15 protein-coding genes and 1 riboswitch are annotated in these 17939 nt (G+C 73.7%); of the genes, 11 read left to right on the plus strand and 4 right to left on the minus strand.

The genetic code is table 11. The features are described 5' to 3' along the window. Nucleotides 1-70 precede the first annotated feature (70 nt). The 5 genes from Vqi01_RS03675 (at nt 71) to surE (ending at nt 6587) form a co-directional block, all read left to right on the plus strand. Nucleotides 71-2185: a HelD family protein gene (locus Vqi01_RS03675; protein WP_239098152.1), complete on the plus strand. Its 2115-nt coding sequence runs from the start codon at nt 71-73 to the stop codon at nt 2183-2185. Between the two features lie 96 nt (nt 2186-2281). Further along, nucleotides 2282-3199, plus strand: coding sequence for a cation diffusion facilitator family transporter (locus Vqi01_RS03680; RefSeq protein WP_204032977.1), 918 nt, complete (start codon nt 2282-2284; stop codon nt 3197-3199). 149 nt (nt 3200-3348) lie between these two features. Then, nucleotides 3349-3480, plus strand: a riboswitch (cyclic di-AMP (ydaO/yuaA leader). 22 nt (nt 3481-3502) lie between these two features. Next, the gene (locus tag Vqi01_RS03685) at nt 3503-4591 is read left to right on the plus strand and encodes a coiled-coil domain-containing protein (protein ID WP_204033114.1); all 1089 of its coding nucleotides are present in this window, start codon (nt 3503-3505) and stop codon (nt 4589-4591) included. Between the two features lie 194 nt (nt 4592-4785). Continuing rightward, nucleotides 4786-5766 (plus strand): 1-phosphofructokinase family hexose kinase, encoded by a 981-nt coding sequence (locus Vqi01_RS03690; protein ID WP_204032979.1) that lies wholly within the window; start codon nt 4786-4788, stop codon nt 5764-5766. After that, nucleotides 5763-6587, plus strand: coding sequence for a 5'/3'-nucleotidase SurE (gene surE / locus Vqi01_RS03695; protein ID WP_204032980.1), 825 nt, complete (start codon nt 5763-5765; stop codon nt 6585-6587). The genes Vqi01_RS03690 and surE overlap by 4 nt, the downstream gene beginning before the upstream one ends. Nucleotides 6588-6591: 4 nt before the next feature. Here the strand turns inward: surE and Vqi01_RS03700 are convergent, their stop codons facing one another. Further along, nucleotides 6592-6957, minus strand: coding sequence for an STAS domain-containing protein (locus Vqi01_RS03700; RefSeq protein WP_111218982.1), 366 nt, complete (start codon nt 6955-6957; stop codon nt 6592-6594). Between the two features lie 511 nt (nt 6958-7468). On the opposite strand from Vqi01_RS03700, the gene Vqi01_RS03705 reads away from it, so the two are divergent. From Vqi01_RS03705 to Vqi01_RS03715, 3 genes are all read left to right on the plus strand, one after another. Further along, complete coding sequence (locus tag Vqi01_RS03705; RefSeq protein ID WP_239098154.1) at nt 7469-7912, plus strand: hypothetical protein; 444 nt, start codon at nt 7469-7471, stop codon at nt 7910-7912. A gap of 161 nt (nt 7913-8073) precedes the next feature. Further along, nucleotides 8074-8763 carry a BON domain-containing protein gene (locus Vqi01_RS03710; RefSeq protein WP_204032982.1) on the plus strand — a complete coding sequence of 230 codons (690 nt, stop codon included), beginning with the start codon at nt 8074-8076 and terminating at the stop codon, nt 8761-8763. 65 nt (nt 8764-8828) lie between these two features. After that, a complete protein-coding gene (locus Vqi01_RS03715; protein WP_204032984.1) occupies nt 8829-9389 on the plus strand; it encodes a DsbA family protein in 561 nt (186 codons plus the stop codon). 12 nt (nt 9390-9401) lie between these two features. Here Vqi01_RS03715 and Vqi01_RS03720 read toward each other — a convergent pair whose 3' ends face one another. Further along, nucleotides 9402-12275 carry a winged helix-turn-helix domain-containing protein gene (locus Vqi01_RS03720; RefSeq protein ID WP_372444299.1) on the minus strand — a complete coding sequence of 958 codons (2874 nt, stop codon included), beginning with the start codon at nt 12273-12275 and terminating at the stop codon, nt 9402-9404. Between the two features lie 129 nt (nt 12276-12404). On the opposite strand from Vqi01_RS03720, the gene Vqi01_RS03725 reads away from it, so the two are divergent. The 3 genes from Vqi01_RS03725 to serS all read left to right on the plus strand — a co-directional run bounded on the left by Vqi01_RS03725 (nt 12405) and on the right by serS (nt 16211). Continuing rightward, entirely contained in the window at nt 12405-13595 is a 1191-nt protein-coding gene (locus Vqi01_RS03725) for a saccharopine dehydrogenase family protein (protein ID WP_204032987.1), read from the plus strand. 113 nt (nt 13596-13708) lie between these two features. Beyond that, nucleotides 13709-14830: a DNA polymerase III subunit beta family protein gene (locus tag Vqi01_RS03730; RefSeq protein WP_239098155.1), complete on the plus strand. Its 1122-nt coding sequence runs from the start codon at nt 13709-13711 to the stop codon at nt 14828-14830. A 97-nt stretch (nt 14831-14927) separates the two neighbouring features. Next, a complete protein-coding gene (gene serS / locus Vqi01_RS03735; protein WP_204032989.1) occupies nt 14928-16211 on the plus strand; it encodes a serine--tRNA ligase in 1284 nt (427 codons plus the stop codon). On the opposite strand, the gene Vqi01_RS31760 is transcribed toward serS, so the two are convergent. Beyond that, a complete protein-coding gene (locus Vqi01_RS31760; RefSeq protein WP_239098156.1) occupies nt 16198-17298 on the minus strand; it encodes a cytochrome c biogenesis CcdA family protein in 1101 nt (366 codons plus the stop codon). The genes serS and Vqi01_RS31760 overlap by 14 nt on opposite strands. A gap of 55 nt (nt 17299-17353) precedes the next feature. Next, nucleotides 17354-17923 carry a redoxin domain-containing protein gene (locus tag Vqi01_RS03750; RefSeq protein WP_204032991.1) on the minus strand — a complete coding sequence of 190 codons (570 nt, stop codon included), beginning with the start codon at nt 17921-17923 and terminating at the stop codon, nt 17354-17356. Nucleotides 17924-17939 lie beyond the last annotated feature (16 nt).

The raw sequence follows: 17939 nt of genomic DNA on the forward strand, positions 1-17939 counted from the left end.
AGAAGGTGCCCTTCCTTGCACCTGTAATCTCGTGCGATTAGCCGGGCGGCGTCACGAGGAGATGCGAGCAGTGGATCAGAGCACCCTGGATCAGGAGATCGCCGTCGAGCAACGGCATCTCGACCGGGTGTACGCGCGACTGGCCGAGCTGCGCCGCGACGCGGTACGCGCCGAACGGGAGGGCTACCGGCTGGCCCGGGTCGGCAACTACGGCGCGCTGGTGGAGCGCGACGCGATGGTCTTCCACGCCGCCCAGCGACGCCACCTGCTCGACGCCGAGTACGAGGGACTGGTCTTCGGCCGGCTCGACCTGCGCGACGGGCAGGTGCTGCACGTCGGGCGGCTCGGCATCCGCGCCGAGGACGCCAGCACGCTGGTGGTGGACTGGCGGGCCCCGGCCGCCGCCGCGTTCTACCGGGCCACCCCCGCCGAGCCGCTCGGCGTGGTGCGACGCCGGACGATCCAGTCCAGTGGCGAGCGGGTCATCCGGATCGAGGACGACCTGCTCGACCCGGAGGCCGCGCCGCCGGACATGCCCGTGGTGGGCGACGGCGCGCTGCTGGCCACCCTGTCGCGGGCCACCGGCCGGGGCATGCGCGCCATCGTGGCGACCATCCAGCGCGAGCAGGACGAGGCGATCCGCTCCCCCGGTTCGGGGGTCACCCTCGTCTCCGGCGGTCCGGGCACCGGCAAGACGGCGGTGGCGTTGCACCGGGCCGCGTACCTGCTCTACTCCGATCGCAGCCGGTACGCCGGCGGCGGCATCCTGGTGATCGGCCCGTCCTCGGTCTTCGTCGAGTACATCGCCTCGGTGCTGCCGTCGCTGGGCGAGGAGACCGCCACCCTGCATTCGCTGGGCAGCCTTTTCCCCGGGGTGACCGCCACCCGTACCGATCTGCCCGAGGTGGCGGCGATCAAGGGCTCGCTGCGGATGCGCCGGGTGCTGGAGCGGGCGACCCGGGACGCGGTGCCGGACTCGCCGACCGAGCTGCGCCTGCTCTACCGGGGGCAGCTGCTGCGGCTGGAGCGGGCCGAACTGGACACCATCCGCGACCGGGCGCTGCCTCGGGGCGCCCGCCGCAACGAGGTACGCCGGGCCGGCTTCGACGGGGTGCTCGCCGCGCTCTGGGCGCAGGCTCGCCGGCTGGGCATCTCCGGTCTGCCCGAGCAGCGCGCCTTCGAGGACGAGCTGATCGACCGGACGGATTTCCGGGACTTCCTCAAGGCCTGGTGGCCCCGGTTGCATCCCCGGCACGTGCTGGGCTGGCTGGCGCGTCCGGAGCGGCTGCGCCGCTACACCGCCGGTCTCCTCTCCGGCGCCGAGACGCGGCTGCTGAGCCAGGCGTACCGGGAGTCGGCCGAGCACGGGCCGAGCGTCGCCGACGTGGCGCTGCTCGACGAACTGGACGCGCTGCTCGGCAAGCCGATGCGCCCGGCCCGCCGGAAGCGGGATCCGTTCCAGTTGGCTGGCGGGGTGCGTGAGCTGAGCACCTTCGCCGACCGGCAACGGGCCGCCCGGCAGGCGGCCCGCGAACGCCCGGAGGACTACCGGGACTACGCACACGTGGTGGTCGACGAGTCGCAGGACGTCTCGCCGATGCAGTGGCGGATGATCGGCCGACGCGGGCGGCTGGCCTCCTGGACCGTGGTCGGCGACCCGGCGCAGACCGCCTGGACGGGTGATCCGCAGGAACTGGCGCGGGCCCGGGACCAGGCGCTGGGCCGGCGCCGCCGGCACCGGTTCACGCTCACCACCAACTACCGCAACTCGGCGGAGATCTTCGCGGTGGCGGCGGCCGAGATCCGCCGGGCGTACCCGGATCTGGAGTTGCCGACCGCGGTCCGCACCACCGGGGTCGACCCGGTCCGGCTGGCGGTGCCGGCGGCGGAGTTGGCGGGCACCGTCGCGACGGCGGCACGCACCCTGCTCGACGAGGTCGAGGGCACCGTCGGGGTGATCACTCCGGTGCCGCGGCGCGACGAGGTCGCGGCCTGGCTCGGCGGGCTCGGTGCGGATCGCCTTCAGGTGGTGACGAGCCTGGAGGCCAAGGGCATGGAGTACGACGGGGTGGTGCTGGTCGCGCCGAGCGAGATCCGCGCGGAGCCCGGTGCCGGCGTACGCACCCTCTACGTCGCCCTGTCCCGGGCTACCCAGCGGCTGACCACGATCGATCCGACCGGCTGAGCCGAGGGCACAAGCCGGTCCGCCGCCGACGATTGCACACATAGCGATGTTGGCATAGATTCGCCGCCGATCCGGCGGACGGCGGAAGGTGTCTGCGTGGGCGCGGGCCATGACCATCACCACGCCGCGGTGTCGACCGCCGCGCACCGCCACTCCGGCCGGCTGTGGGCGGCGTTCGCCCTGCTCGGCGTCCTGATGGTGGTCGAGGCGGTGACCGCCCTGCGGACCGGCTCGCTGGCCCTGCTCTCCGACGCCGGCCACATGTTCACCGACGTGCTGGGCATCGGGATGGCCCTCGCGGCCGTCGCCGCCACCCGCCGCCCCGGCGCCGACCCGCAGCGCACCTTCGGGCTCTACCGCCTGGAGGTGCTCGCCGCACTGGCCAACGCCGTGCTGCTCGCCGGCGTCGCGGTCTACGTCCTGGTCGAGGCGGTACGCCGGTTCGGCCACCCGCCCGAGGTGCTCGCCGGGCCGGTGCTGGTGGTGGCCACGCTGGGCCTGTTCGCCAACCTGGCCGCGTTCGCGCTGCTGCGGTCCGGGGCGAAGGTCAGCATCAACCTGCGCGGAGCGTACCTGGAAGTGCTGGCCGACCTGCTCGGCTCACTGGGGGTCATCGCGGCGGCGCTGGTGATCGCGGTGACCGACTGGTGGTGGGCCGATCCGCTGGTGGCGGTCGCGATCGGTCTGTTCATCCTGCCCCGGACGTGGCGCCTCGGTCGGGCGGCGGTACGGATCCTGGTGCAGGCCGCTCCGGAGCACCTCCAGGTCACCGCGGTGCACGACCGGCTGGCCGCGGTGCCCGGCGTGGCCGGCGTCCACGACCTGCACGTCTGGACGCTAACCTCCGGCATGGAGGTGGCCTCGGCGCACCTGACCATGGCGCCCGGCGCCGAGGTCGGCGCGGTGCTGGCCGCCGCCCGGGCGGCGCTGCACGAGGACTTTCACATCGAGCACGCGACCCTGCAGATCGAACCGGGCGCGAACCCCGGGGCCTGCGGGGCGGTCGAGTGGTAGCGGGGACATCGGCAAAATAGAGTATTGACCGCTTATGTCTGATTCACTGGTACGTGACCGATTACCACGAGTCACACCGGCTGCATGAGTCACAGCAGCCCCGGTAGGCTCGGATCCGGCCTCCGCCAGGCGGCACCCACCGGTGCCGGCGGTGGTCGCCGCCTAATCGCCCGTCAGGGCGAGCCGGGGAACCACGTTCCTGGGGTGCATCCGCGCACGCGGTAGGGATCTTCCGTCCCGAACCCGTCAGCTAACCCGGTCGGCGGCTGACGGAAGGACATGTGCATGCCAGCAGTGGCAACCGTGAGACCGGCCGCCCGAATGGCGGCCCTGATCGCCGCGGTGCTCATTCTCGCGCTGACCGTCGCGCTCGCACCGTTGCGCCCCGCGACCGCCGCGCCCCAGGGGTTGCGCGCGGCAGCCCCCAGCGACGTGGACGACGAGGGTGGCACCCCGGCGCTACGCGCCCAACTGGAAGCCGCCAGCAAGGGTTATCTCGACGCCAAGGCGGCGCTGGACCGCTCGATCAAGCGGCAGAAGCAACTGGCCGACCAGCTCAGCAGCACCGAGGAGCAACTCGGCGAGCGGTCCGCCAAGGTCGCCGAGATCGCCGCGCAGGCCTACCGCAGCGGGCGACTCGGCGCCGCGTCGGCGCTGCTCAACAGCGGCTCCCCGGCCGGCTTCATGGACCGGGCGGCGGCGCTGGACGCGGTGGCCGCCAACGAGGACCGCGCGATACGCGAGCTCCAGGCCACCCGCGACGAGGTCCGCAAGACCAAGCAGGCCCTGGACGTGGAGGTCCAGGAGCAGCGCAAGCAGGTGGCCGTGATGGCCAAGCGCAAGGAACAGGCCGAGCGGGCGCTGACCGTCGCCAACGAGCGGGCTGAGGCGGCCGAACGGGCCGAACGCGCCGCCGCCGCCAACCGGGCACCGACGAGCAGCGGTCGGTCGTCCAGCGCCACCGCCAAGCCCGCGCCGCGCAATTCCAACGGCTCCTGGCCGGCGGAATCGTGCAGCGTGAACGACCCCACTCCGGCCAACGGCTGCATCACCCCGCGTACGCTGCACGCCTTGCAGCAGGCCAAGGCGGCCGGCTTCACCCGGTACGTCTCCTGCTACCGATCGGGCGGCTCGGGTGAGCACCCGAAGGGTCGGGCCTGTGACTTCGCGGCACAGAAGAACGGTTTCGGCGGGGCGGCCACCGGCGGTGACCGGACGTACGGCAACAACCTGGCGGCGTACTTCGTGAACAATGCCGACCGGCTCGCCGTGCTCTACGTGATCTGGTACAAGCAGATCTGGCTGCCCAGCAGCGGGTGGAAATCGTACAGCGGCGCTCGTGGCGATCCGTCCAGCGACCACACCAACCACGTCCACCTGTCGGTGTACTAGCCGAACGACACAGCGGGGTGGGTCGCCGTGAGGCGGCTCACCCCGCTGTCGTTTCCGCACCCTCCGCCGAGCGTGGGTCGGCGTCGCCGCCCTCGCCCGTCGCCGTGCGCCCTCGCACCACCTTCGTTACGGTCCAACCAGTAAGCGGACATTTTGTCGCGGGCGGGAGGGACGATCATGGGCAGGTGTCAGCCATGAGCGGCCGGGTGATGGTCTTCGCGCCGACACCACTGCTCACCGTCACGATCGATCAGCCGAACGAGGCCCCGGAGCTGCACCTGCATCCCGGCGGCCAGGGCGTCTGGCAGGCCCGGATGGTGCTGTCGCACGGCATCGACGTGGTGCTCTGCACGGCGCTCGGTGGCGAGATCGGGCAGGTGTTGGAGCCGCTGCTGGTCAGCGAGGGAGTCGACCTCAAGGTGGTGGCGCGCGACTCGGGCGGCAGCGGCGGGTACGTGCACGATCGCCGCGAGGGCACCCGGCACGAGATCGTCGACGTGACCGGCCAGCCGTTGAGTCGACACGAGCTGGACGAGTTGTACAACCTGGCGCTGGGCGAAGGGCTGCGCGCGGCGGTGAGCATACTGAGCGGCCCGAACGATCCTTCACTGGTCCCGCCCGACCTCTACCGGCGCTTCGCCGCCGACCTCGGCGCCAACGGCAGTCGGGTGGTGGTCGACCTCAGTGGCGAGCACCTGACCGCCGTACTGGACGGCGGCGTCTTCTTCCTCAAGGTCAGCCACGAGGAGCTGATCGCCGACGGGCGGGCCGCCGGCGACGGGGCGGAGCAGCTCACCCGTGCGATGCACGAGCTGCACGCCGCCGGCGCCGAGAACGTGGTGGTCAGCCGGGCCGACCAACCGGCGCTGGCGCTGGTCGACGGGGAGGCGTTCGAGGTGCGGATGCCGCGCTTGGAGACCGCCGATCCGCGTGGGGCAGGCGACTCGATGACGGCCAGCGTGGCGGCCGTGGTGGCCCGGGGCGGCGACGTACGCACCGCGATCCGCACCGGCGCGGCGGCCGGCGCGCTGAACGTCACCCGGCACGGTCTGGGCACCGGGCGGCTCGATTCGATCAACGGTCTGGTCGACCGGGTTCGACTGGAGCCGGCGGGCGTCCTTCCACATCAGCGCACCACCCCGGACGAGCTGGCCCAGCGGGCGGCGGGACGATGACGGTGCGAATGCTGATCACCAACGACGACGGCATCGACGCCCCCGGCATCCAGGCGCTGGCCCGAGCGGCGGTCGACCGCGGGTACGACGTGGTGGTCGCCGCGCCGCTGGAGGAGGCGAGCGGAACCAGCGCCGCGATGAGCGCTCTGGAGCGGGACGGGCAGGTGGTGGTCCGCGAGCAGCTGCTGCCGGAGTTGGACGGGGTGCCGGCTTTCGGGGTGGGCGGCTCCCCCGGATTCATCGCGCTCATCGCCGTGCACGGCGCCTTCGGGCCGCCACCGGCGGTGCTGCTGTCCGGCATCAACCGAGGCGCCAACGCGGGTCGCGCGGTGCTGCACTCCGGCACCGTGGGCGCGGCGTTCACGGCCGCCGCCAACGGCTGTCGGGCCATGGCCGTGTCGCTGGACGTGCTGTCGGTGGGTGAGGCCACCGCGGCCAGCGGAGGTGCCGCGGTGGCTGCCGCCGCCCGGGTACGCGACGCCGACCGGCACTGGGCGACCGCCGCCCGGGTCGCCCTGGACCTGCTGCCGCGGCTGACCACCGGGCCGGTGGAGAGCGTGCTCAACGTCAACGCGCCGGACCTGCCGTTCGAGCGGCTGCGCGGGGTCCGGCGGGGCACCCTGGCCACCTTCGGCCAGGTGCAGATGACCGTCGCCGAGTCCGGCCACGGCTTCGTGCGTACCTCGCTGGAGGAGGCGGGTGAGACGGTGCAGCCCGGCACCGACCTGGCCCTGCTCGCCGAGGGCTACGCCTCGGTGACGGCGGTCCGGGCCGTGACCGAGGCGACCGACGTCGACCTGTCGGACCTGGGCGCAGGCTGAGAGCTCAGGCGCCGGGCAGGACCTCGGGGGTGGCGGCGGCACCGGCGTAGTACGGCTCGGGCGCGCCGAAGAGGCCGAGCAGGCCGGTCACCCAGAGCTGCCGGTGCACGAACCGGCTCGGCTCGGTGACGACCAGTTTCACGCCACTGACCTCGGCGGTCTGGAAGCCGGCGACCATGGCGCTGATGCCCACCGAGTCGATGAAGGTGACCAGCCGCATGTTGAGCTCGATCCGGGCCGGGCGGCCCTTGGCCAGCACCTCGGCGATGGCTTCCTTCACCTCGTACGCGGTGTCGACGTCGATCTCGCCCCGAGGGGCGATCTCGATGACACCACCGGGCCGAACCGTCTGCAGGATCGACAGGCTCACGCGAGCACCTCCACTCGCCCGTCCGACGGGCACCTCATCAGTACGCGGGCCGCGACCGAGGGTATTCCTCCAACCACCTCGGTCGCCACCCCTCGGGATGAGCAATTCGCGGACATGGACGCGCCAAAAGCTCCATATCCGGACCTTCCAGGACCAATGTACTCGACGCCAGGCGGGTCGCCCAGGCCGCCGAATCAGGGTAGCGGGCCGAGGCCGCCCGGGCAGCGATCCGACGTACCGGCGTGCCCGACGCCCGGCCCGGCAGCCCGGTGACCACGGGCAGGGCCGGCCCGGTGTGCCTGGCATCACGGATGACCGCGCCCACGAAAGGGTGACGTGACCGCCGGGCGCCGCCTCCATCCCCGGCCCTGGCTGATCTCCGCCCCGCCGCGCCCGCGTCGACCTCGCCGGCCCCGCTGACCGCTGCCCGGGTTTGCGACGGCGCCCGGCGGGGCACAGGTTGCCACGGCGAGCCCCGCCGCACCCGGGCACGCCGCCGAGGAGGTCTGATGTGGGCACCGACCTCGGCACTGTCGAGGAGGGAGCCACCATGTTCGGAACCAACCTGCTGGAGCGCCGCACCAAGCCGGAGCGGATCGCCGACCAGGCCTGGCAACACCTCGTTTCGGCCGTCAACACCGCGGGCGACAGCATCCGCGACACCGCCCGCTCGGCCCGGCACACCTCCGCCAACCTGGCCGACGACGCCGGTAACCTGGTGGGATCGGCGGCCGAGGAGGCCCGCCGCCGGGCCACCCGCGCCTTCGACGCGCTGGCCGGGCACCGTCCCGCACTACCCTGGACGCTGCTGATCGGTGCGGCCCTGGTCGGTGCCGTGATCGGCTGGGCCGCGGGCACCGCGGCGCGGGCCGCCGGCAGCCACGACCGCGCCCACGACGACATCGAGTTCGTCGACGTGCAGCGCCCCGACTCCCCCGCCGAGACCGACCGCTGACGCGGGCACGGCCCCTGAGCTGTCGCGCCTTCGCCCGATCCGGGTGAGGCCGACTCACCCGAACGGCCACCAGCGTCGCTTGCGGCGGATCCGAATCCTGGTCCGCCACCGGACGACTCGACCCGGACGCCGGCCCCGCCCGGCGAGGAAGGAGCGAGGCGATGGCCGACATCTCGACGATCAACCGCATCGACCAGGAAATCCGATCCGCGGTGCTCGACGAACTCGACTGGGAGCCCCGGGTACGCCCACACGAGATCGGGGTGACCGTCGCCGAGGGCGTGGTGACGCTGACCGGGCGGGTGGACAGCTACGCCAAGAAGTGGGCGGCGGAGCGGGCCGCGCACCGGGTCGGGCAGGTCCGCGCGGTCGCCAACGACCTGACCGTACGACTGTCGACCGGCGCGGAACGGGCCGACCCGGAAATCGCCGCGGCGGTCGGACACGCTCTGGAGTGGCACGCGTTCGTGCCGGTCGAGGAGCTGGAGATCACGGTCTCCCAGGGCTGGGTGACCCTGCACGGCCAGGTCGAGTGGGAGTACCAGCGCCGCGCCGCGGAACAGGCGATCGGCCAGCTGACCGGCGTACGCGGAATCAGCAACGGCATCACCGTCCGGCCGGCGGTACGCCCGGACGGCGGCCGCTTGGCCCAGCACATCGTCGACGCCCTGGCGCGCCATCGGGCCACCGACGTCGAGCGGATCACCGTACGTGTACACGGAGACACGGTGCTGCTGGGCGGGCTGGTGCACTCGATGCCCGAACGCGCCGAGGTGGAGCAGGTCGCCTGGTCCGCCCCGGGCATCCGGGAAGTGCAGAACCACATCGCGGTCGCCCCGGTCCTGCGCTGAGGCCGGGTCGGACCGCCCGGGTCGGGTGAGCCGCGCTCACCCGGCCGGGTACGACGCTGGCCGGTATGACCGATCGACTGACCATCCGGCCACCGGGCACTGCGCGGCTCCGCATCCCGGTCATCGAGGACGACCACGTCCGAGGGCCGGTGGAGGCGCCCGTGACGCTCGTCGTGTACGGCGACTACCAGTGTCGGTTCTGCCGCCTCGCGCACGCCAACCTTCGGGAGGTGCTGCGGCAGCGGGCCGACTTGGTGCGCCTGGTCCACCGCCACTTCCCCGACGCGGACGTGCACCCGTACGCGGAACAAGCGGCCGAGGCGGCCGAGGCAGCCGGACGGCGTGGCCGCTTCTGGGAGATGCACGACTGGTTGTACGACCACCAGGACGAGCTGAACCCGGCGCGCTTGGCGCTCGGCGTCGAGCAGCTCGGCCTGCCCGCCGCGCAGGTAGCTGCGGAGATCGGGCGGCACGCGGGCGGTGACCGGATCCGGCGCGACGTGGTCGGCGGCATCCGCAGCGGGGTGAAGGCCACCCCCACCCTCTTCGTGAACGGCACCCTCCACAACGGCGGCTTCGCCCCAACCACCCTCCTGACCACCATCGACACCACCTCCACCCCCTGACCCTCCGGGCGGTCAGATGAGGTGGAGGTCGCGGGCGCGGCGGACGGCGTCGCGTCGGCGGGTGGCGTCGAGCTTGCGGTAGATGTTGCGGACGTGTGTCTTGACGGTGTTCACCGAGACGGACAGCTCGGCGGCGATCTCCACGTTGGACAGGATGCTCTGCAGGTAGCGCAGGATGGTCAACTCCCGCTCGGTCAGTGGCTCGTCGAGCGGTGCCACCGACGCGCCGGCCGGGGCCGGTTCGGCCGGTACCTCGACGGCTCGCACCAGGTCGCTGACCATCGACCAGTGCGCCGTACCAGCGTCCAACCGAGCGGCCAGCAGGTCTCGCAGCCCTGGTTCGCCTCGGGTGAACGGCCGGCGGTAACCGTCCGGGGCGGCAAGGTCGAGCGCTCGCTCCAGGGTCCGACCGGCACGCCGGTCGTCGCCGTCGCGTGCGGCGAGCAGCGCGTCCAGCAGGGCGGCGTCGAGGCGTACGGGCAGCGGCCAGGCTTCCGCCGACGCGGCGCTCCAGTCCGGTAGGAGGCGGGCCGCGGCGCGTGGATCACCGGCCCGCAACTCGACCCGGGCCGCGGCGACGGCCAACGCCGCGTCCAACCTCGACACCGCCCCACCCGGGCGGGGCAGCGGGGTGTCGGGCCGGGGCGGTGGTGCAGGCGGCGCGGCGGCGACCAGCTCGCGGGCGGTCCGGGTGTCACCTCGGGCGCTGTGCAGGTCCACCTCGGCGGCGAGCAGCCACATGTCGACCTCAGCGCGGAGATTCGCCGCAGCGGTCGGTTCGCCGGAGCGGTCCGACCACTGGGCGCGGGCCGCCACCAGCACCCGGTGGGCGGCGGCCAGGTCACCGGCGTCGTAGCGCAGATGAGCAGCGCACCAGGCCGCCACCGCGCCGGCCGGCGGCTCCCGCCTGGCCGCGGCCGCCAGCGTCAGGTTCGCCTCCGCCTCCGTCGGCTGGTCCCGGTGCAGTGCCACCAGGGCCAGTGCCAGATAGGCGTACCCGCAGTCGACCTGCGCCGACCAGCCCTGGCAGGGCGGCAGGGCCAGGGCGGCGCGAGCCGCCTCCTCGGCCGCCCGCAGCTCTCCGCGTACCGCCGCGAGCAGGGCCCACCGGCTGGCACAGACCAACTCGGTGCGGGGACGTCCCGCCTCCCGCGCCGCGGTCAGCGCCGCCGCGAATCCGGCCGTCGCCCCGGCCAGATCGCCCCCGCCCAGCGCGAGCAGGGCCAGCGCGGTGCCGCCCACCGCCCGCACGTCGGCGTCCCCGCCCGCGTCGGCCCGAGGCGCCCCGGCGGCCGGAGCGACGCTCCGGGTGGCGAGCAGTTGGGCGGCGGCGACGCGTACCGCCTCGGCGTCGTCGGCCAGTTGGGCCTGGATGAGTTCGACCACGGCGACCAGCCGCCCGAACCGGGCCCGGCGCGGTTCCGGCAGGGCGTGCGCGTGCGCGGTGGCCAGCCGCAGGTGCTCCCGGGCCGCGTCGGCATCGCCGTCGAGCGCCCGCTGGACGGCAGCGGCCAGCGCCAGTTCCGGGTCACCCGCCACCACCTCGGCCGAGGGCAGCGCGGGCGGTGCGGCGGTGTGGACGATCCGGTCGTACGGCACGAGATCCGGCCATCGGGCCACGAACAGGTCGGTGGCCCGCACCCAGTCGCCACCGGCGAATGCGTGACGCAGCGCGTCGACCGGCCGGCCGTTGCCGCCGTACCAGCCCGCCGCGCGCAGGTGCAGGTCACGCAACTCCTCGGCCGGCAGCCGGCCCAGTTCGCGCCGCAGCAGGTCGGCCAGGAGCGGCGGGCACCGGTACCACGCCGGGCGGCCACCGTCGTGGTGGAGCAGGCCGGCGTTCTCCGCGAGAGCACTCAGCCGGGTCTCCGCGTCCGTGCCGCCGGTCAGCGCGTCGACAAGCCCGGCACACACCGTCTCCGCGATCGCCGCCCGGCGCAGCAGCTCGCGGTCCGGCGTTTCCAGGCTGGCCAGCACCTCCTCGCGCAGGTAGCCGGCGATCTCCGGCTGGTCCGCGCCGAGTCCGGCGATCCAGCGCTGCGGGTCCGGCTGGTCGCGCAACGCGAGCGCGACGATCCGCAACGCCGCCGCCCACCCCTCGGTACGCTGCCGCAGCCGTCGCACCGCAGCGGCCGGCACCGCCACGCCGTGCGCGGTCAGCAGGTCGGCGATCTCGTCACCGGTGAAAGCCAGTTCATCCGGACCGATCTCGGTCAGTTCCCCGGCCAGCCGCAGCCGCTGCACGGCCAACGGCAGGCCGGAGCGCCCGGCCGCCACTAGGCGCAGCCGCTGTTCGGTGTGGCGCAACAGGAACTCCAGGCCGGCCAACGCCGCCGGGTCGGTGATCCGGTGCAGGTCGTCCAGGATCAGCACGGCCGGCCGTTCCCGGGCGGCGAGCGCCGCCGCGAGCACCTCCAGCTCGTCCGGTCGCGGGGCCCGGTCGGGCACCGACGCCGCGGCGGCCGGTTCCCCGTCGGGGTCGGCGACCGAGCGCAGCGCCGCCGCGAGGTAGGTCCAGAGCCGGTCACTGTCGTCACCGAACTCCACGCAGAGCCAGGCCGGCGCCGGGGCGGCCGGGGCGGCCTCGACGACCGCCCGCCGCCACGCGGCGAGCAGCGTCGTCTTGCCCCAGCCCGCCGGCGCACGGAGCAGGGTGACCGGACGGGCCACCCCCTCGTCCAGCAACCGGGTCAAGCGGGGCCGCAGCACGACCGGCTCGGGCGGCACGGCGGGCGTGAGCCGGGACGGCAGCAGGGGCGGGCCGACCGGTCGCCGGGCCGTCGCGGCCCGGACGGCGCTGCGGTCATCCGGCATCCGGCCCACCCCCACGGACGCGATCGCTCCCCCGATCCTGCGCCGGCGGTTACCCCACCCGGACCGGTTCACCCCTTCCGGGGGAGAGCCGGTTCCCACGGCGAAGCCGAATCACCCCGAGTGCGCGACCGCTCGGCCTGCTCATCGCCGGGCCGACCGCCATCGCAGGCGGTCGGTGCACCGGGATGGAATGATCGACAGATGGCTACGGATCGGGCGTACGACATCGTGCTGTTCGGGGCGACCGGGTTCACCGGCGAACTCACCGCGCAATACCTGGCCCGACACGCCCCACCCGGGCTGCGCTGGGCGATCGCCGGGCGCAACCCGGACAAGCTGGCCGCCGTCCGCGAGCGGTTGACGGCCATCGACCCCGCCCTGGCCGGGTTGCCGCTGCTCATCGCCGACGTCACCGATCCGGCGTCGCTGCGGGCCGTGGCCGACGACGCCCGGGTGGTGGCCAGCACCGTCGGGCCGTACATCCATCATGGGGAACCGCTGGTGGCCGCCTGCGCCGCCGCCGGCACCGACTACCTCGACCTCGCCGGCGAGCCGGAGTTCGTCGACCTGATGTATCTGCGCCACCACGCCGAGGCGGTACGCACGGGCGCCCGGCTGTTGCACTCCTGCGGCTTCGATTCCGTCCCGCACGACCTGGGCGTCTGGTTCACGATCAAGCAACTGCCCGCCGGCGTGCCGATCACGGTGGACGGCCACGTTCAGGCGGACGCGAGATTTTCCGCCGGCACGTACCACTCGGTGCTCACCGCCTTCTCCCGTACCCGGGAGACATCCCGCGCCGCCCGCGAACGCCGGGCGGTCGAACCTCGCCCGACCGACCGGCAGGTCCGCGCCGGGTCGGGCCGGCTGGCCCGGTCGCGGGACCTGTCGGTCTGGTCGGTACCGCTGCCCACCATCGACCCGCAGGTGGTCACCCGCTCCGCGGCGGCCCGCCCGGAGTACGGGCCGGACTTCCGCTACCGCAATTTCGCCGCGATGCGCCGATTGTCGACGGTGCTGGCCGCCGGTGCCGGCCTGGTTGCCCTGGTCGGGCTGGTGACGCTGCCACCGACCCGGCGTTGGCTGTTCGGCCGGCTCGCCTCCGGCCAGGGGCCGAGCGCCGAGCGGCGGGCCAGGTCGTGGTTCCGGATCCGCTTCGTCGGCACCGGGGGCGACCGGCGGGTGATCACCGAGGTGGCCGGCGGCGACCCCGGCTACGACGAGACCGCCAAGATTCTCGCCGAGTCCGCCCTCTGCCTGGCCCTGGACGACCTGCCGGCCACCGCAGGGCAGCTCACCCCGGTCGCCGCGATGGGCGACGCCCTCCTGCACCGCCTCACCACCGCCGGCATCACCTTCCGTGTGCTGGATGAAGGAAGGGCCCCTTTTTAACGCCTGCGGTAGAGAAAGGGCCCCTTCTTAACAGCAGCACCAACACCGCATCCGGCGCCGGTACGGGCGGACGGCTTGACTCTCGACCAGGTCGAGGCGGCAGGATCCTGGGGGTGGAGAGCGACCTGCGCAGCATCGGTGAGCTGGCCCGGGCCAGCGGGCTGACGGTGAGCGCCCTGCGGTTCTACGACGCCGCCGGGGTGCTGGTGCCGGCCTCGGTCGACCCGGTGACCGGCTACCGCCGCTACACCGACGATCAGGTGGCGCCGGCCCGGCTGGTCGCCGGGCTACGCCGGGTCGGCATGCCGGTGGCCGAGATCGCCCAGGCGGTACGCGCCGAACCTGCCGCCGTACACCGGCTGCTCGACGCGCACCTGCGTCGCCTGGCGAACGGCCTGGCCGACGCGCGGCGGGAGGTCTCCCGGATCCGGTCGCTGCTGCCCGCCGATCAGCCGTCGGGGGCCACCCGGCTGGTCCTGGCCGGTGGTGACCTGGCCGCCGCCGTGGACGCCGTCCGGTTCGCCGTCGGCACCGACCCGGACCTGCCTGCACTGAACGGTGTCCTGTTCGACGTGGCGGAGGACGGCGTACGGCTGGTCGCCACCGACCGGCACCGGCTCGCGGTGACCCGGGCCGACGCGGCGGTGCGCGGCCCGACGGTACGCGCGCTGCTGCCGGTGGCCGCCGTGGACGAATTACGCCAGCGGCTGGGCCCGCCCGACGAGGCCCCCTCACGCCGGCGGCTGGGCCCGAGCGACGAGGTTCCCGAGGTGCGGCTGACGATGCTCGGGCCGCAGGTCGTCGCCGACGTCGCCGGGGATCAACTGTCGATCACCCCGCTGCCCCACGACTTTCCGGACTACCACGCGTTGCTGCCGGGCCCGGGCGACGGCGGGGCGGCCCGCCGCGTCTGCGTCGACGTCGAGCGGCTGGTCGCCGCGCTGCGTGCCGGCGAACCGACGCTGACCCGCGAGTACGCCGGCCGGCCGCTGCCGGTGACCGTGCTCGGTCTGCGCGGCCCGGACGCGGTACGCCTGCTCGGCCCCGACGATCTCGCCCGGGCCGACCCCACCGAGCTGTACGTCGGCGTCAACGGCGACTACCTGCTCGACGCGCTGGACGCGGCGGGCCGCCCGCGGCTGGTGCTGGAGTCGAACGGCCCAGCCGCTCCGCTGGCCATCCGCCCGCCGGACGACGAGGTCGCCCTCTCCATCCTGATGCCGATCCGTCTCTGACCCTGGATTCCGCCAGTGCCGGGTACGCCGAGGCGGCGCGCCGTGGGCTCGCCGGTAGCATCATCGAGTCAGCCTGACCTGAAGCGTACGGAGCAGCATGCTCGACATGGAGTTGATCCGGAAGGATCGCGACACGGTGGCGACCGCGCTGGCGAAGCGGCTGGACGCCGCCGAGGTCGACCGGGTGCTGGACGACATCCAGCAGCTCGACCGGGAGCGCCGCCGGCTGATCAGTGAGATCGACGGGGAGCGTCAGCGCCGAAAGGCCGAGGCCCGGGCGTACGCACAGGCCAAGCGGGCCGGTGTCGAGCCGCAGGTGCCCCCTTCGGAGGCAGGCCGGAAGCAGGTCGCCGAACTTGAGGCCGAGCTCGACGAAGTGCAGTCACGGCTGCGTACCGTGATGAGCGAACTGCCCAACCTGCCCGCCGACGACGTGCTGCCCGGCGGCAAGGAGGCCAACCGGGTGGTCAAGACCTTCGGCGAGCCGCCGCCGATCGAGAAGGTCCGCGACCACGTCGAGTTGAGCCGGATGCTGGGTCTGGTCGACCACGAGCGCGGCGTCAAGCTCGGCGGCTCGGGTTTCTGGATGTACACGGGCATCGGTGCCCGGCTGGAGTGGGCGCTGATCAACTGGCTGATCGAGCGGAACATCGACGCCGGGTACGAATTTCTCCTCCCGCCGCACCTGCTGCTGGACACCGCCGGCTTCGCCGCCGGCCAGTTCCCCAAGTTCCACGACGACGTCTACCACCTGGACCGGCAATCTGCCCCCCGCGGGCAGTTCCTGCTGCCCACCGCGGAGACGGCGATCCTCGGTGCCTACCAGGACGAGATCCTGGACACCGCGAAGCTGCCGCTGAAAGTGTTCGCCTACACCCCCTGCTACCGCCGCGAGGCCGCCGGCTCGCACTCCGATGAGCGCGGCACGGTCCGGGGCCACCAGTTCAACAAGGTGGAGATCTTCCAGTTCACCCTGCCGGAGCAGGCCGACGCCGCGCTGGAGCAGATGGTCGCGCACGCGGAGAGCCTGGTCGAAGGGCTGGGCCTGCACTACCAGCGCAGCCTGCTCGCGGCCGGCGACTCCAGTGCCGCGATGCGCAAGACCCTCGACATCGAGGTCTGGATGCCGAGCACCGGCAAGTACAAGGAGGTCTCCTCGGTCTCCTGGGGCGGTGACTACCAGGCCCGCCGGGCCGCCATCCGCTATCGCGAGCCGGGCGGCAAGCAGACCCGCTTCGTACACACCCTCAACGGCTCGGCGCTGGCGACCAGCCGGCTCTTCCCGGCCATCCTGGAGCAGTTCCAGCAGCCCGACGGCTCGGTGCTGGTGCCGGAGGTGCTCCGCGACCGGCTCGGCACCGACCGCCTCACCCCCCGCTGACCGACCCGGCGCCGCGCGGCGCCGCACGCACCGTTCCGGCACGCACCGTTCCGGCACGCGGCGCTTCGGCACGCGGCGTTCCGGCACGCGGCGCTTCGGCACGCGGCGTTCCGGCACGCACCGTTCCGGCACGCGGCGTTCCGGCACGCGGCGTTCCGGCACGCGGCGCTTCCGCGTGCGCCGGTTCGGTGCGCATCGTCTCGGCGTCCGCTGGCTCGGTGTTAAAAGGGGGCCCTTCCTCTACCGCAGGCGTTAAAAGGGGGCCCTTCCTTCGCAGCAGCAGGGCGGTGAGGAGGAGGGCGGCGAGCAGGGCGGCGAGGGTGGCGGGGCCAGCGGTGTCGACGACGCCGGCCAACCAGCGCTGGATCCCAGCCGCGGCGGTCACCACCGGGTCGGTGAGCGCGTCTCGGCGGCCGGCGACCAGCCGCGCCTCGTACCAGCCGTACCAGGCGACGTAGCCGCCGGCGAGCAGCAGCACCAGGCCGCTGAGCCGGGGCACCCAGGCGCCGGCGCCACGCAGCCGGGCCACCACCTCGCCGCGCACCAGCGCCACGCCGAGCGCGGCCACCGCCACCACCAGCCCCATACCGAGGGCGTACGCGCCGAACAGCGCCAACCCGCGCAGCGCCGAGCCGGCCTGGAGGCTGGTAACCACGGTGGCCAGGAACGGCGCGATGGCGCAGCCCAGCGAGGCGGCCGCGTACGCCATGCCGAACAGCACCATCGACGGCAGCGTGCGGGTCAGTCGCGGCGCCCGGGCCAGCGGACGCGGGGTGGGCAGCCGCCGGCCGGCGAGCAGCCAGCCGCCGAGCACCACCAGCAGCAGTCCCAGGCCGACGGTGAACCAGGGCAGCCGGGGCCGCAGCCAGCCGGCGAGCGGTGCCAGCGCCAGTCCGAAGGCACCGAACACCACGACGTACCCCAGGGTGAGCGCACCCGCGGCGGTGAGCGCCCGCCGCACCGCGCCCCGGGTGTCGGCGGCCCCGGCGACCAGCAGCGACAGGTACGCCGGCAGCATCGCGAAGCCGCACGGGTTGACCGCGCCGAGCATGCCGGCGGTCAGCGCGAGCAGCAGCGGGGCCTCCATCAGCCGACCTTCGCCGGCGGTGATGCCCGTTGGCCGACGGGCTGCGGCCCCGCCATCAGGCGGCCAACTCGGTGACCCGACGGGTGAGGTCCTCCCCGTCCAGCCAACCCTGGTGGATCACCCGCCCCTCTCGGTCGATGATCACGAAGGTGCTCTGCTCGACGACCTCGAAGCGCCGCCAGAGCACCCCCTCCCGGTCGTCGAGCTGCGGCACCGGCTCGAGTTCGAACTCGGTGACGAATTCCTTCATCGCCTGCTGCTCGCCGAGCCCCGCGACGCCGATGATCGGCACGCTGTCCCGGAAGCCGGGCGCTATCTCGGCCACGGTCCACGCCTGGCTGGCGCAGGCGGCGCACCAGGGCGCCCAGAACCAGAGCACCACCGGCCGGCCGGCGAGGGTGGCGGCGTCGAACGCCGCGCCCTCCAGGGTCTTTCCGGTGAACCGGAGGGTGTCCGGCGCCGGGCCGGCCGGCGGCGACGCGGCGGCACCGAGCGCCGGGGTCGAGGTGCCGGGGGCCGATTCGGCGCCCGGGACGGGACCGCACCCGGAGATGGCCAGTACCCCGGCGAGCAGTGCGGCGGCGAGCGCCCCGGTGGACCGTCTCGTCGTACCTGCCGACCCCATCCGCGTCTCCTTCGGT

This window comes from Micromonospora qiuiae (assembly GCF_016863555.1).
GTDB lineage: Bacteria > Actinomycetota > Actinomycetes > Mycobacteriales > Micromonosporaceae > Micromonospora > Micromonospora qiuiae.